The 12,114-nt window shown below is 72.8% G+C and carries 11 protein-coding genes and 1 pseudogene; 10 read left to right on the plus strand and 2 right to left on the minus strand.

The window, feature by feature from the left end; all coding sequences use genetic code 11:
• Window positions 1-20 precede the first annotated feature (20 nt).
• The 4 genes from alr (at window position 21) to BMZ82_RS19610 (ending at window position 3,319) form a co-directional block, all read left to right on the plus strand.
• Window positions 21-1,226, plus strand: coding sequence for an alanine racemase (alr, locus tag BMZ82_RS19595; protein ID WP_093777474.1), 1,206 nt, complete (start codon window positions 21-23; stop codon window positions 1,224-1,226).
• Entirely contained in the window at window positions 1,223-2,479 is a 1,257-nt protein-coding gene (locus BMZ82_RS19600; protein WP_093777476.1) for an alpha/beta fold hydrolase, read from the plus strand. The genes alr and BMZ82_RS19600 overlap by 4 nt, the downstream gene beginning before the upstream one ends.
• Window positions 2,445-2,978, plus strand: a complete 534-nt coding sequence (gene tsaE / locus BMZ82_RS19605) for a tRNA (adenosine(37)-N6)-threonylcarbamoyltransferase complex ATPase subunit type 1 TsaE (protein WP_093777564.1) — start codon at window positions 2,445-2,447, stop codon at window positions 2,976-2,978. Before BMZ82_RS19600 ends, tsaE begins: the two co-directional genes overlap by 35 nt.
• A gap of 161 nt (window positions 2,979-3,139) precedes the next feature.
• Entirely contained in the window at window positions 3,140-3,319 is a 180-nt protein-coding gene (locus tag BMZ82_RS19610; protein ID WP_093777478.1) for a hypothetical protein, read from the plus strand.
• 50 nt (window positions 3,320-3,369) lie between these two features.
• Here BMZ82_RS19610 and BMZ82_RS19615 read toward each other — a convergent pair whose 3' ends face one another.
• The gene (locus BMZ82_RS19615; protein WP_093777480.1) at window positions 3,370-3,921 is read right to left on the minus strand and encodes a hypothetical protein; all 552 of its coding nucleotides are present in this window, start codon (window positions 3,919-3,921) and stop codon (window positions 3,370-3,372) included.
• A 176-nt stretch (window positions 3,922-4,097) separates the two neighbouring features.
• On the opposite strand from BMZ82_RS19615, the gene tsaB reads away from it, so the two are divergent.
• The 4 genes and pseudogenes from tsaB to BMZ82_RS41900 all read left to right on the plus strand — a co-directional run.
• Window positions 4,098-4,751, plus strand: coding sequence for a tRNA (adenosine(37)-N6)-threonylcarbamoyltransferase complex dimerization subunit type 1 TsaB (gene tsaB, locus BMZ82_RS19620; protein ID WP_093777482.1), 654 nt, complete (start codon window positions 4,098-4,100; stop codon window positions 4,749-4,751).
• Window positions 4,752-4,804: 53 nt separating this feature from the next.
• On the plus strand, window positions 4,805-5,329 hold the full coding sequence (gene rimI, locus BMZ82_RS19625; protein WP_093777566.1) for a ribosomal protein S18-alanine N-acetyltransferase: 525 nt from the start codon (window positions 4,805-4,807) through the stop codon (window positions 5,327-5,329).
• Window positions 5,322-6,431: a tRNA (adenosine(37)-N6)-threonylcarbamoyltransferase complex transferase subunit TsaD gene (tsaD, locus tag BMZ82_RS19630; protein ID WP_093777484.1), complete on the plus strand. Its 1,110-nt coding sequence runs from the start codon at window positions 5,322-5,324 to the stop codon at window positions 6,429-6,431. Before rimI ends, tsaD begins: the two co-directional genes overlap by 8 nt.
• Window positions 6,432-6,459: 28 nt before the next feature.
• Window positions 6,460-6,717, plus strand: a pseudogene (locus BMZ82_RS41900) (hypothetical protein); the annotation flags it as partial.
• Between the two features lie 371 nt (window positions 6,718-7,088).
• Here BMZ82_RS41900 and BMZ82_RS19640 read toward each other — a convergent pair.
• Window positions 7,089-9,437, minus strand: a complete 2,349-nt coding sequence (locus BMZ82_RS19640) for a beta-xylosidase/alpha-l-arabinosidase (RefSeq protein ID WP_093777486.1) — start codon at window positions 9,435-9,437, stop codon at window positions 7,089-7,091.
• 113 nt (window positions 9,438-9,550) lie between these two features.
• On the opposite strand from BMZ82_RS19640, the gene BMZ82_RS19645 reads away from it, so the two are divergent.
• Both BMZ82_RS19645 and BMZ82_RS19650 read left to right on the plus strand, forming a co-directional pair.
• Window positions 9,551-10,606, plus strand: a complete 1,056-nt coding sequence (locus tag BMZ82_RS19645) for a LacI family DNA-binding transcriptional regulator (RefSeq protein WP_093777488.1) — start codon at window positions 9,551-9,553, stop codon at window positions 10,604-10,606.
• Window positions 10,607-10,733: 127 nt separating this feature from the next.
• Window positions 10,734-12,083, plus strand: a complete 1,350-nt coding sequence (locus BMZ82_RS19650; RefSeq protein ID WP_177244561.1) for a glycoside hydrolase family 10 protein — start codon at window positions 10,734-10,736, stop codon at window positions 12,081-12,083.
• Window positions 12,084-12,114: the final 31 nt, after the last annotated feature.

The raw sequence follows: 12,114 nt of genomic DNA on the forward strand, positions 1-12,114 counted from the left end.
CCTCTGAGACACTGGGCGCGATGAGTGAGACTGTCGAGCCGCCCGCCAACCCGTCGCGCGCCCGTGCCGAGATCGACCTGGCCGCGCTGCGGGCCAATGTGCGCACCCTGCGTGCCAAAGCGCCCGGGGCGGCGTTCATGGCCGTGGTGAAGGCCGACGGGTACGGGCACGGGGCGCTGCCGTGCGCCCGGGCGGCCGTCGAGGCCGGGGCCGGCTGGGTGGGTACCGCCACGCCCGAGGAGGCGCTCGCGCTGCGCGCGCAGGGCGGGCTGCCCGCCGACGTCAGGATCCTGTGCTGGCTCTGGACGCCGGGCGGACCCTGGCGCGAGGCCATCGAGGCCGACATCGACGTGTCGGTGAGTGGGCTCTGGGCGCTGCGGGAGGTCGTGGGCGCTGCCCGCGGTGCCGGGCTCACTGCCCGGGTGCAGCTCAAGGCCGATACCGGGCTCGGGCGCAACGGGTGCCAGCCCGGGGACTGGGCCGAGTTGGTCGGGGCGGCTCGCCGGGCAGAGGGGGAGGGACTGGTCCGCGTCACCGGGTTGTGGTCGCACTTCGCCTGTGCCGATGAGCCCGGGCATCCCTCCATCGCCGCACAGCTCGGGCGGTTCCGCGAGATGGTGGCGTACGCGGAGGCGCAGGGCGTGCGGGCCGAGGTGCGGCACATCGCCAACTCGCCGGCCACGCTGACGCTCCCGGAGACCCACTTCGACCTGGTCCGCCCGGGCATCGCCATGTACGGCCTGTCGCCCAGCCCCGAGCTGGGTTCCGCCGCCGACTTCGGGCTGCGCCCGGTGATGACCCTCGCGGCCTCTCTCGCCCTCGTGAAGCACGTACCGGGCGCGCACGGCGTGAGCTACGGCCACCACTACGTCACCCCCGGGGCGACGACCCTCGGGCTCGTCCCCCTGGGGTACGCCGACGGTGTTCCCCGACACGCCTCCGGGACCGGACCCGTACTGGTCGACGGCAAGTGGCGGACGGCCGCCGGGCGCATCGCGATGGACCAGTTCGTCGTCGACCTCGGCGGCGACGAACCCCCGCCCGGCGCGGAGGCGGTCCTCTTCGGGCCCGGCGACCGCGGCGAGCCCACGGCGGAGGACTGGGCGCAGGCGGCCGGAACCATCGGGTACGAGATCGTCACGCGCATCGGCGCGCGCGTTCCCCGCGTCTATGTCGATGAGCCAGGACACGGGCAAGGACTTCGGCCGGACAGGAGCGGGACGTGAGCGAGAGCAGCGCGGAGGCAGTGGCGAGTGCCGCCTCGGCGGCCGTCGCCGCCGTCTCCGGTACGGGGACGGGCGGGAGCTGGCGCCGGGCGACCGGTATCGCCGGCGCCGCGATAGGCGTGATCGCCGCGGGCGCGGCGGCCGGTGTCGCCGTGGAACGGATGACCGTGGGGCGCGGCATGCGGGCCAAGGCCCGGCTCGCCCTCGACTCGGCGGGGCCCTACGGCGGACTGCGCGGCACCCCGGGGCGGGCGTACGCCGACGACGGCACCGAGCTGTACTACGAGGTCGACGACGTCGAGCCGCAGGGCGGGCCGCCCGGTCGCCGGCGGCGGCTCTTCGGGCGCAAGGCGCCGCTGCCCGTCACCGTCGTCTTCAGCCACGGCTACTGCCTCACCCAGGACTCCTGGCACTTCCAGCGGGCGGCCCTGCGGGGCGTCGTACGGACCGTGCACTGGGACCAGCGCAGCCACGGCCGCTCCGCGCGCGGCAACGACCAGGTGAACGACGGCGTGCCGGTCACCATCGACCAGCTCGGGCGCGACCTGAAGGCGGTCATCGACGCGGCCGTGCCCGAGGGGCCGATCGTGCTCGTCGGGCACTCCATGGGCGGGATGACGGTGATGGCCCTGGCCGCGCTGGACCCCGAGCTGATCCGGGAGCGGGTCGTCGCCACCGCCTTCGTGGGGACGTCGTCCGGGCGGCTCGGCGAGGTCAACTTCGGGCTGCCGGTCGCCGGTGTGAACGCGGTGCGGCGGGTGCTGCCGGGGGTGCTGAAGGCGCTCGGGCAGCAGGCGGCCCTGGTGGAGAAGGGGCGGCGGGTCACCGCCGATCTCTTCGCCGGGGTCATCAAGCGGTACTCGTTCGCTTCGCGGGACGTCGACCCGGCCGTCGCCCGGTTCGCCGAGCGGATGATCGAGGGGACGCCCATCGACGTCGTCGCCGAGTTCTACCCGGCCTTCACGGACCACGACAAGACCGGGGCGCTGGGCTGCTTCACCGACATGCCGGTGCTGGTGCTGGCCGGGATCGGGGACCTGGTCACGCCGAGCGAGCACAGCGAGGCCATCGCCGACCTGCTGCCGGACGCCGAACTGGTCCTGGTGCCGGACGCCGGGCACCTGGTGATGCTGGAGCACCCGGAAGTGGTCACCGACCGGCTCGCCGACCTCCTCACCCGCGCGGGTGCCGTCCCGGCGGGCGCTACGGTGAATGGCTATGGAAGCACCAGTAGCACCGCACAACCCGGCTGAGCCCGACCCGGTCGGCAACGGCGTGGAGATCGTCGTCAACTCCCCTGCCCAGATGGGGGAGTTGGGTCGCCGACTGGCCAAGCTGTTGCGCGCCGGTGATCTCGTGATGCTCAGCGGGGAGCTCGGCGCGGGCAAGACGACGCTCACCCGGGGCCTCGGCGAGGGGCTCGGGATCCGGGGCGCAGTGACCTCCCCGACGTTCGTGATCGCCCGCGTGCACCCCTCCCTGGGGGACGGTCCGCCGCTCGTCCACGTCGACGCGTACCGCCTCGGCGGCGGGCTCGACGAGATGGAGGACCTCGATCTGGACGTCTCGCTGTCCGACTCGGTGATCGTCGTGGAGTGGGGCGAGGGCAAGGTCGAGGAGCTGACCGACGACCGGCTCCAGGTCCGTATCCACCGGTCCGTCGGCGACACGACGGACGAAGTACGGCATGTCACCGTCACCGGGCTGGGCGAGCGGTGGGCTTCGGCGGACCTGAGTGTCCTGTCCGCCTGACGGCCTGGCGTTGAGCTGACCGACCTCGCCTGACTTCGTGGATATTCCGACAAGGCGTCGGCAAGATGTTGCGTTCGGCGTCTTGTGCGTGGTCACATGGTATCCAGTTCGTGGTTAGGTCTACCTAACTACGCCCGCCCCCCGAACTTCAGGAGGCGTCCATGTCGGCCACGGAATCCACGGAATCCACCGGATCCACGGGGTCCACGAAGTCCGCCGGTGTGTCCATGCGGGACCTGCTGGCGTCGTGCGCGGCGGCCGAGGCCGTTTCGACGCCGCCGCGGCTGCCCGACCTCGCGCTCGTGGAAGAGCCGGCGGAACAGCAGCCCAAAGCCGCTTAGGGCCGGCTCTACGGGATCACCCTTACGGGATCACGCCTACGGCATCACACCTACGGGACCACGACGACCGACTGGCCGATCGTCGCGAAGCCCCACATCGCGTCGCCGTCCGCGACGCTCTCCCGGATGCCGCCCGTGCGCACCGTCGGGTCGGGCTCCGGCAGCGAGCCGTCCAGTGCCGCGCTGAAGCCGATCGTGACGTCGTCCACGGTGGCGAAGCGCACGACGTGTTCGATGGGGGTGCCGTCGGTGCCGGTGACGGCGCCCGAGCGCGAGGTGACGGAGTAGGCGCCCGTGGGCGGGTCCACGCTGCCGGGGGCGACCTTGAACGTGCGGTTGACCTTGCCGTTCGCGGCCACCAGCCAGACCCGGTCGTCGTCCAGCGCGTACACGACCCGCGCGCCCACGCCGGAGTCGGCAGGCAGCGCCGCCGGGTGCTCCTTGTCGGGGTGCGCCCTCGGCACCGGCACCGGGGCCCCGCTGCGCAGCGGCTCGGCGAGGTCGGCGGGGGCGGTCGCCGAGGCCTGGAAGGCGAGGAACCCGACCGTCGCCAGGGCCGCCGCGGTGAGCCCGGTCACGATAGTCGAGCTGTTGCCTGCCACCCGGGACCACCCCGTCCGTTCCGTCTGTTCCGACTGCGTCGTCTGCGCTGACTGTCTGCTCTGGCCGTTCACCTACGGGTCTGTCCCGTACGTCACGTTTCGCGGTGACGTTAGCAGTCGGTGCGGCCTCCGTCGGCGCGGCCGTGTGCGGGGCGTGGGAGCCGTAGGCTGTTTGCGTGCTCTTGCTCGCTCTGGATACCGCCACCCCCGCCGTCACCGTCGCGCTGCACGACGGCACGGACGTCGTCGCCTCCTCGAGTCAGGTGGACGCGCGCCGGCACGGTGAACTGCTGCTGCCGGCCGTCGACCGGCTGCTCGCCGGGGCCGGGCTCAGGCTCGACGCCGTCACCGGGATCGTCGTCGGCGTCGGCCCCGGCCCCTACACCGGGCTGCGGGTCGGGCTGATGACCGCCGACACCTTCGGGCTCGCGCTCGGTGTCCCCGTGCACGGTCTGTGCACGCTCGACGGCCTCGCGTACGCCGCCGACCTCGAAGGACCCTTCGTGGTGGCGACCGACGCGCGCCGCAAGGAGGTCTACTGGGCGCGCTACGCCGACTCCCGGACGCGGCTCTCGGGCCCCGCCGTGGACCGGCCCGCCGACATCGCCGACGAGGTGGCCGGGCTGCCGGCCGTCGGCGCGGGCGCGCTGCTGTACCCGGACGCCTTCCCGGACGCGCACGAGCCCGGGCACGTCTCCGCGGCGGCGCTGGCGAGCCTGGCCGCGGAGCGGCTGGCGGCGGGCGAGGAGCTCGCGGAGCCGCGCCCGCTGTATCTGCGCAGGCCGGACGCCCAGGTGCCGAAGAACTACAAGGTGGTCACCCCCAAGTGACCGATGCCGTCAACGAAGCCGTCAACCCACCCGGTCACCCCGTGCTGCGCGAGATGCGCTGGTGGGACATCGAACCCGTGCTGGAGCTGGAGAAGGACCTCTTCCCCGAGGACACCTGGTCCCGGGGCATGTTCTGGTCCGACCTGGCCCACGCCCGCGGTGCCGAGGCGACCCGCCGGTATGTCGTCGCCGTCGACGAGACCGGCGAGGGCGAGGCGTCCGCCGACGGCCGGACCGTGGGCGGCCGGATCGTCGGGTACGCCGGTCTCGCCGCCTCCGGTGACCTCGCCGACGTGCAGACCATCGCCGTCGCCCGCGCGCACTGGGGCACCGGGCTCGGCGGCCGGCTGCTGACGGAGCTGCTGCGCGCGGCGACCGCGTTCGAGTGCGCCGAGGTCATGCTGGAGTGCCGGATCGACAACGTCCGCGCGCAGAAGCTGTACGAGCGCTTCGGCTTCGAGGCCATCGGCTTCCGGCGCGGCTACTACCAGCCGGGGAACGTGGACGCCCTGGTGATGCGACTGACCGACCCGTCCACATCCGTGGCAGGAACGCAAGGAACCGAGACCAATGGCTGACGAACCCCTCGTACTGGGGATCGAGACCTCCTGCGACGAGACCGGCGTCGGCGTCGTGCGCGGCACCACCCTGCTGGCGGACGCGATCGCCTCCAGCGTCGACGAGCACGCCCGCTTCGGCGGGGTCGTGCCGGAGGTGGCCTCCCGGGCCCACCTGGAGGCGATGGTCCCGACCATCGAACGGGCGCTGAAGGAAGCGGGCGTGAGCCCGAAGGACCTCGACGGCATCGCCGTCACGGCCGGTCCGGGTCTCGCCGGCGCCCTGCTGGTCGGCGTCTCGGCGGCGAAGGCGTACGCCTACGCCCTCGGCAAGCCCCTCTACGGCGTCAACCACCTCGCCTCCCACATCTGCGTGGATCAGTTGGAGCACGGCCCGCTGCCCGAGCCGACGATGGCGCTGCTGGTGTCCGGCGGGCACTCGTCCCTGCTCCTGTCGAGCGACATCACGTCCGACGTCCGTCCGATGGGCGCGACCATCGACGACGCGGCGGGCGAGGCGTTCGACAAGATCGCGCGGGTGCTGAACCTGGGCTTCCCGGGCGGGCCGGTCATCGACCGGTACGCGCGCGAGGGCGACCCGAAGGCCATAGCGTTCCCGCGCGGTCTCACCGGTCCGCGCGACCCGGCGTACGACTTCTCCTTCTCCGGGCTGAAGACGGCGGTCGCCCGCTGGATTGAGGCCAAGCGGGCGGCGGGCGAGGACGTCCCGGTGCGGGACGTGGCCGCCTCCTTCCAGGAGGCGGTCGTGGACGTCCTGACCCGCAAGGCCGTCCGTGCCTGCAAGGACGAGGGCGTCGACCACCTGATGATCGGCGGCGGCGTGGCCGCCAACTCGCGGCTGCGGGTGCTGGCCCAGGAGCGCTGCGAGGCGGCCGGCATCCGGCTGCGCGTGCCGCGTCCCAAGCTGTGCACGGACAACGGCGCGATGGTCGCGGCGCTGGGCGCGGAGATGGTCGCCCGGGGGCGGGCCGCGTCGAGCTGGGACCTGTCGGCGGACTCGTCCCTCCCGGTGACCGACCCCCACGTGCCCGGCCACGACCACGACCATGTCCATGTCCATGTCCATGCCCATGAGGTCGGCAAGGACAACCTGTACTCATGAGGTCCCTGAGGACCATGAGGGTGGTGTCATGACCGTCGCGTTGATGTGGGAGGCCCGGGCGGCGGAGGGCCGGGGCGGCGACCTCCTCGCCTGGGCCCGCGCCCGTGCCGGGGAGCTGACCCCCCGTCCCCTGCGCCGCGAGACCTTCCGCGCGCCGCAGGACCGGGTCCTCGTCATCACCTGGTGGGACACGGCCTACGACGATCCCGACCTGCCCGAACTCCCGGAGCCCGGGGCGGAGTTGGTGACGCGGGCCGTGCACCGGTGGCGGTTCGAGCCGGTCGGGGAGCAGCCGTCCTGGTACGGCGTCCGGTGCGTCTTCCGGCACGTGTCCCTGGGCGTCTACGAGGAGCGCGTCACCCTCTGGACCGCCCACTCCCTCGACGAGGCGATCGAGCACGGGGAGACCGAGGCCGCCGCGTACTGCGCGGACCTCGACGACGTCGCCTACACCGGCTTCGCCGAGGCCTACGCCATGGACGGCGCCCCCGGCGAGGGCGCCGAGGTGTTCTCCCTCATGCGCGAGAGCCCGCTGCCCCCGGGCGAGTACGCGGCACGGTTCTTCGCGACGGGCACGGAGCGGACGGCGGGTCACTGACCCGTAGGGGCCGCCGCCCCCGTCAGCCCCGATCCCGCGCGACGGTCAGCTCACGACCCTCAGCTCACGACCGTCACCTCGCACCGCAGTCGCCGTCCCGTGCCCACCTCGCGCAGCGGGCCGGTCAGCCGTAGCCGGGCCACTTCCCGTACCGCCGCGCTCGATGTCCCCAACCGCAGTTCCAGCGCCCCCGGTTCGACGACGCGTCGGCCCTCGCGGTCGGTGAAGGCCGACAGGTCGGCGTGGAAGTGGAAGGTCACCCGCGCCGACTCGCCCGCCGCCAGCTCCAGGCGCTGGTAGCCGATCAGGCGTACGTCGGGACGGGTGACGGCGGCCACCGGGTCGTGGAGGTACAACTGCACGACCTCCGCGCCCGCCCGCTCGCCCGTGTTGCGGACCGTGACGGCGGCGTCGTACGAGCCGTCCGTCGGGATCTCCGCGTCGGGGCCGGTGAAGTCCTCCCAGGTGAACTCCGTGTACGAGCGGCCGTGGCCGAAGGCGTACAGCGGGGTCGGGTCCAGGTTGCTGACCTGGCCGGCCAGGCCCAGGGGCGGCTGGAGGTAGGTCCAGGGCTGGCCGCCCGGCAGCCGGGGCACGCTCACCGGGAGGCGGCCCGAGGGGTTCACCCGGCCCGAGAGCACGCCCGCGACCGCAGGACCGCCCTCCTCGCCGGGGAAGAACGCCTGGACGACCGCCCCCAGCCGCCCGTGCCAGCGGCCCAGCGCGTACGGGCGGCCGGTGAGCAGGACGAGGACGACCGGGACGCCCGTCGCCACCAACGCGTCCAGCAGCTCGCCCTGGACGCCCGGCAGGGTGAGGTCGGCCACGTCGCAGCCCTCGCCCGAGGTGCCCCGGCCGAACAGGCCCGCCCGGTCGCCGAGCACGGCCAGGCAGACGTCCGCCTCCGAAGCGCGCGCGACGGCCTCCGTGAACCCGGACGGGTCCGGGTCCGAGACCCCGCAGCCTTCCGTGAACGTCACCTTGGCGTCCGGGAGTTCGGCCCGCAGGGACTCCAGGAGGGTCGGGATCTCGATGCCGAGTTCCGCCTCGGGGTGGTGGGTGAGGACATGGGAGGGGAAGGAGTAGCAGCCGAGCATCGCCATGGCGTCCGCCGCCCTCGGACCCACGACCGCGATCCGGGTGTCGGGCGCGAGGGGGAGCAGACCGTCGGGATTGTCCAACAGCACCACCGACTCCTCCGCCAGCCGCCGCGCCAGGGCGCGGTTCGCCGGGGGGTCGAGATCGATCGCCGGGGCGGTCGCCGTCTCGGCCGTCTCGGCGGACCCGGCGGCCTCTGTGGTCTTCGGCTCAGGCTGCCAGTCTTCGTCCAGGAGGCCCAGTTCGCATTTCTGGAGTAGGACGCGGTGGGCGGCCCGGTCGACCAGGGGCAAGGGGATCTCGCCCCGGCGTACCGCCTCGATCAGTACGTCGCCGTAGTACTTCACCGTCGGCAGTTCGACGTCGATGCCGGCTGCCAGGGCGAGGTGGGCGGCCTCGGTGGGGGTGCCGGCGACCCGGTGGAGGGTTTGGAGGAAGCCGATGCCGAAGTAGTCGGCGACGACCGTGCCGGTGAAGCCCCACTCGTCGCGCAGGAGGCGGGTCAGCAGTTCGGGGTCGGCGGAGGCCGGGACGCCGTCGCGTTCCGTGTAGGCGGCCATCACCGAGCGGGCGCCGCCCTCGCGCAGCGCCATCTCGAAGGGCGGCAGGGTGACGTCCGCGAACTCGCGGGTGCCCGCCCGGACCGGGGCGAGGTTGCGGGCGCCCGCCGAGGACGCGTACCCGGCGAAGTGCTTGAGCGTGGCGACGATCCCGGCCGATTCCAGCCCGCGCACATAGGCCGTGCCGACGGTGCCGACCAGGTACGGGTCCTCGCCGATCGTCTCCTCGACCCGTCCCCAGCGCGGGTCGCGGACGACGTCCAGCAGCGGGGCCAGACCCTGGTGGACGCCGACCGCGCGCAGGTCGCGGCCGATCGCCCGGCCCACCTCCTCCACCAGCGGCGGATCGAAGGCGGCACCCCAGGCCAGCGGCACCGGGTAGGCGGTGGCCCGCCAGGCGGTGAAGCCGGCGAGGCACTCCTCGTGGGCGACCGCCGGGATGCCGAAGCGGCTCGCGGCGGCGATCCGGCGCTGGGCGAGCGCCAGTGCGCGGGCGCCGACCGCCGGGTCCACGGGGGCGGTGCCGAAGGACCGGGTCAGTTGGCCGAGCCCCCGGGTGATCAGCTCGTCCCAGTCGTAGTCGGCGGTCATGTCGTGCTGGTGCGGGGCGACTCCGTCGCCGTCCGTCGCGGCGCCGACCCACACGCCGTACAACTGCGCGGTCTTCTCCTCCAGGGTCATCCGGGAGAGGAGGTCGTCGACACGGGCGGCGGCGGGCAGGGCGGGGTCACGCCAGGGGGCGGTGGTCATGAGACTCCTGTCCCTAAGGATTCGAATGTTTCGCAACGCACTTCGAATGTTCCGGGAACCTATGGCGTCCCCATGGGTTCGTCAAGGGGTCGCGTGGGGATACGATCGCCGCCATGACACCCTCGGAGCCCACAGAAACGCGGACAGAAGCGCGGTCGAAGCAGACCGCGACGCTCGCGGAGATCGCTCGTGAGGCCGGCGTATCGGCACCGACTGTTTCGAAGGTCCTCAACGGCCGTGCCGATGTCGCCCCCGCGACCCGCACCCGTGTCGAGGACCTGCTGCGCGCCCACGGCTACCGGCGCCGCCGCGCCGAGGCGACCCGCTCCCCCCTGATCGACCTGGTCTTCCACGAGCTGGAGAGCGCCTGGGCGATGGAGGTCATCCGGGGCGTGGAGGACGTGGCCAGGGACGCCGGGCTGAGCGTCGTGCTGAGTGAGAGCGCGGGCCGCCTCACACCCGGGCGGACCTGGGCCGACCAGGTCGCCGCCCGCCGTCCGCACGGCGTCGTGCTGGTCCTCTCCGGGCTCGACGAGTCCCAGCGGGCGCTGCTGACCAGCCGTTCCATCCCGTTCGTGGTGATGGACCCGGCGGGCGACCCGGGCGCCGACGTGCCGTCCATCGGCGCGACCAACTGGCAGGGCGGGCTTGCCGCCACCCGGCACCTGGTCGAGCTGGGGCACCGGCGGATCGGGGCGATCAGCGGGCCGCCGCAGATGATGTGCAGCCGCGCCCGCGTCGACGGCTACCGCGCCGCGCTGGAGACCGCCGGGCTGCCGGTGGACACCGGGCTGATCATGACCGGCGACTTCCACCACGAGACCGGCTACCGCCTCGGCCGCGAGCTGCTGGCCCGCCCCGACCGGCCCACCGCCGTCTTCGCCGGCAACGACCTCCAGGCCCTCGGCTGCTACGAGGCCGCCCGTGAGCTGGGACTTCGTATCCCGGAGGACGTGAGCGTGGTCGGCTTCGACGATCTGCCGGTGGCCCGCTGGGTCGGGCCGCCGCTGACCACCGTCCGCCAGCCGCTGACGGAGATGGCGGAGGCGGCGGCCCGGCTGGTGCTGGAGCTGGGGCGGTCGACGTCCGAGGAGGCGCCGACGGCGACGCGGGTGGAACTGGCGACGAGTCTGGTGGTGCGGGCGAGCACGGCGCCGCCGACCCCTTAGAGGTTTCCCGGCCGGTCCCTGAGGGCCTGCCGTGGCTGGAAGCCGACGTATTGACGGGTGTGGTGGACGCCTCCACACTCCTCCGAAGCCAATCGGTTGAACGACCGAAACTTTCGGAGGCATCCGCATGAGATCTCTGAGAACAGGCTTGTCCCTGGCGTCGCTCGTGACCGGCTTCGCCTTACTGCTCACGGCGCACGCGGCGCACGCGGCCGACACCCCCCTGCGCGACCTCGGCACCGCCAAGAGCAAGATCATCGGTACGGCGGTCACCGGCTCCAAGCTCACCGGGACCTACGGCGACCTCGCCGGGGCGCAGTTCAGCTCGCTGACGCCCGGCAACGCCATGAAGTGGGGCTCGGTCGAGCCGACCCAGGGCACCTTCAACTGGGCCGAGGCCGACCAGATCGTGGCCTTCGCGCAGGCCCACAACCAGCAGGTGCGCGGCCACACCCTGGTCTGGCACAGCCAGAACCCGAGCTGGCTGACCAACGGCAGTTGGACGCCGACCCAGCTCGGCACTCTGCTCCAGAACCACATCGACACCGAAGTCGGCCGCTACAAGGGCAAGATCGCGGCCTGGGACGTCGTCAACGAGGCCTTCAACGAGGACGGCACCTACCGCTCGACCCTCTGGTACAACGGCCTCGGCACCGACTACATCGCCAACGCCCTGACCTGGGCGCGGGCCGCCGACCCGGCCGCCAAGCTCTACATCAACGACTACAACGTCGAGGGCGTCAACGCGAAGTCGACCGCCCTGTACAACCTGGTCAAGTCGCTGAAGGAGCGCGGGGTCCCGATCGACGGGGTCGGGCTTCAGGCCCACCTCATCGTCGGCCAGTTCCCGGCCACCCTCCAGCAGAACATCCAGCGCTTCGCCGACCTCGGCGTCGACGTGGCGATCACCGAGCTGGACATCCGGATGGCGCTCCCGGCGGACAGCGCGAAACTCGCCCAGCAGAAGGCCGACTACAAGGCGGTCACGGCCGCCTGCGTGGCGGTCGCGCGCTGCGTGAACCTCACCGTGTGGGGCTTCGCCGACTCCGACTCCTGGGTCGACAGCACCTTCCCGGGCTACGGGGCGGCGACGCCGTACGACGCGAACTACGCGCCGAAACCGGCGTACTACGGCATCTCCGAGGCGCTCGGCGGCGGTACGACCACCCCGCCGCCGACGGGCGGCGGCTGCACGGCGACGTACAGCGTGGGCAGCCAGTGGTCCACCGGGTTCACCGGGAACGTGACGATCTCCTGCTCGGGCGCCGCGCTGTCGTCCTGGAAGGCGACCTGGACGTACGGCGCGGGCCAGCAGCTCACCCAGGCCTGGAACGCCACGTGCACCCAGTCGGGCGCGGCCGTCACGTGCGCGAACGCCTCGTACAACGGGACGGTCCCGGACGGCGGTTCGGTGTCGTTCGGGTTCAACGCGAACTGGAGCGGCAGCAACCCGGTGCCGACGGTGACGGTGGGCTGATCCCGGGCCGGTCCAGGTTTCGTCGAGGGCG

The sequence above is a fragment of the Streptomyces sp. yr375 genome (genome assembly GCF_900110755.1).
GTDB lineage: Bacteria > Actinomycetota > Actinomycetes > Streptomycetales > Streptomycetaceae > Streptomyces.

Coding starts and splice junctions, on each gene's coding strand:
- alr (WP_093777474.1), top strand. CDS start 21: ATGAGTGAGACTGTCGAGCCGCCCGCCAACCCGTCGCGCGCCCGTGCC.
- tsaE (WP_093777564.1), top strand. CDS start 2,445: ATGGAAGCACCAGTAGCACCGCACAACCCGGCTGAGCCCGACCCGGTC.
- BMZ82_RS19610 (WP_093777478.1), top strand. CDS start 3,140: ATGTCGGCCACGGAATCCACGGAATCCACCGGATCCACGGGGTCCACG.
- rimI (WP_093777566.1), top strand. CDS start 4,805: ATGCGCTGGTGGGACATCGAACCCGTGCTGGAGCTGGAGAAGGACCTC.
- tsaD (WP_093777484.1), top strand. CDS start 5,322: ATGGCTGACGAACCCCTCGTACTGGGGATCGAGACCTCCTGCGACGAG.
- BMZ82_RS19640 (WP_093777486.1), bottom strand. CDS start 9,437: ATGACCACCGCCCCCTGGCGTGACCCCGCCCTGCCCGCCGCCGCCCGT.
- BMZ82_RS19645 (WP_093777488.1), top strand. CDS start 9,551: ATGACACCCTCGGAGCCCACAGAAACGCGGACAGAAGCGCGGTCGAAG.
- BMZ82_RS19650 (WP_177244561.1), top strand. CDS start 10,734: ATGAGATCTCTGAGAACAGGCTTGTCCCTGGCGTCGCTCGTGACCGGC.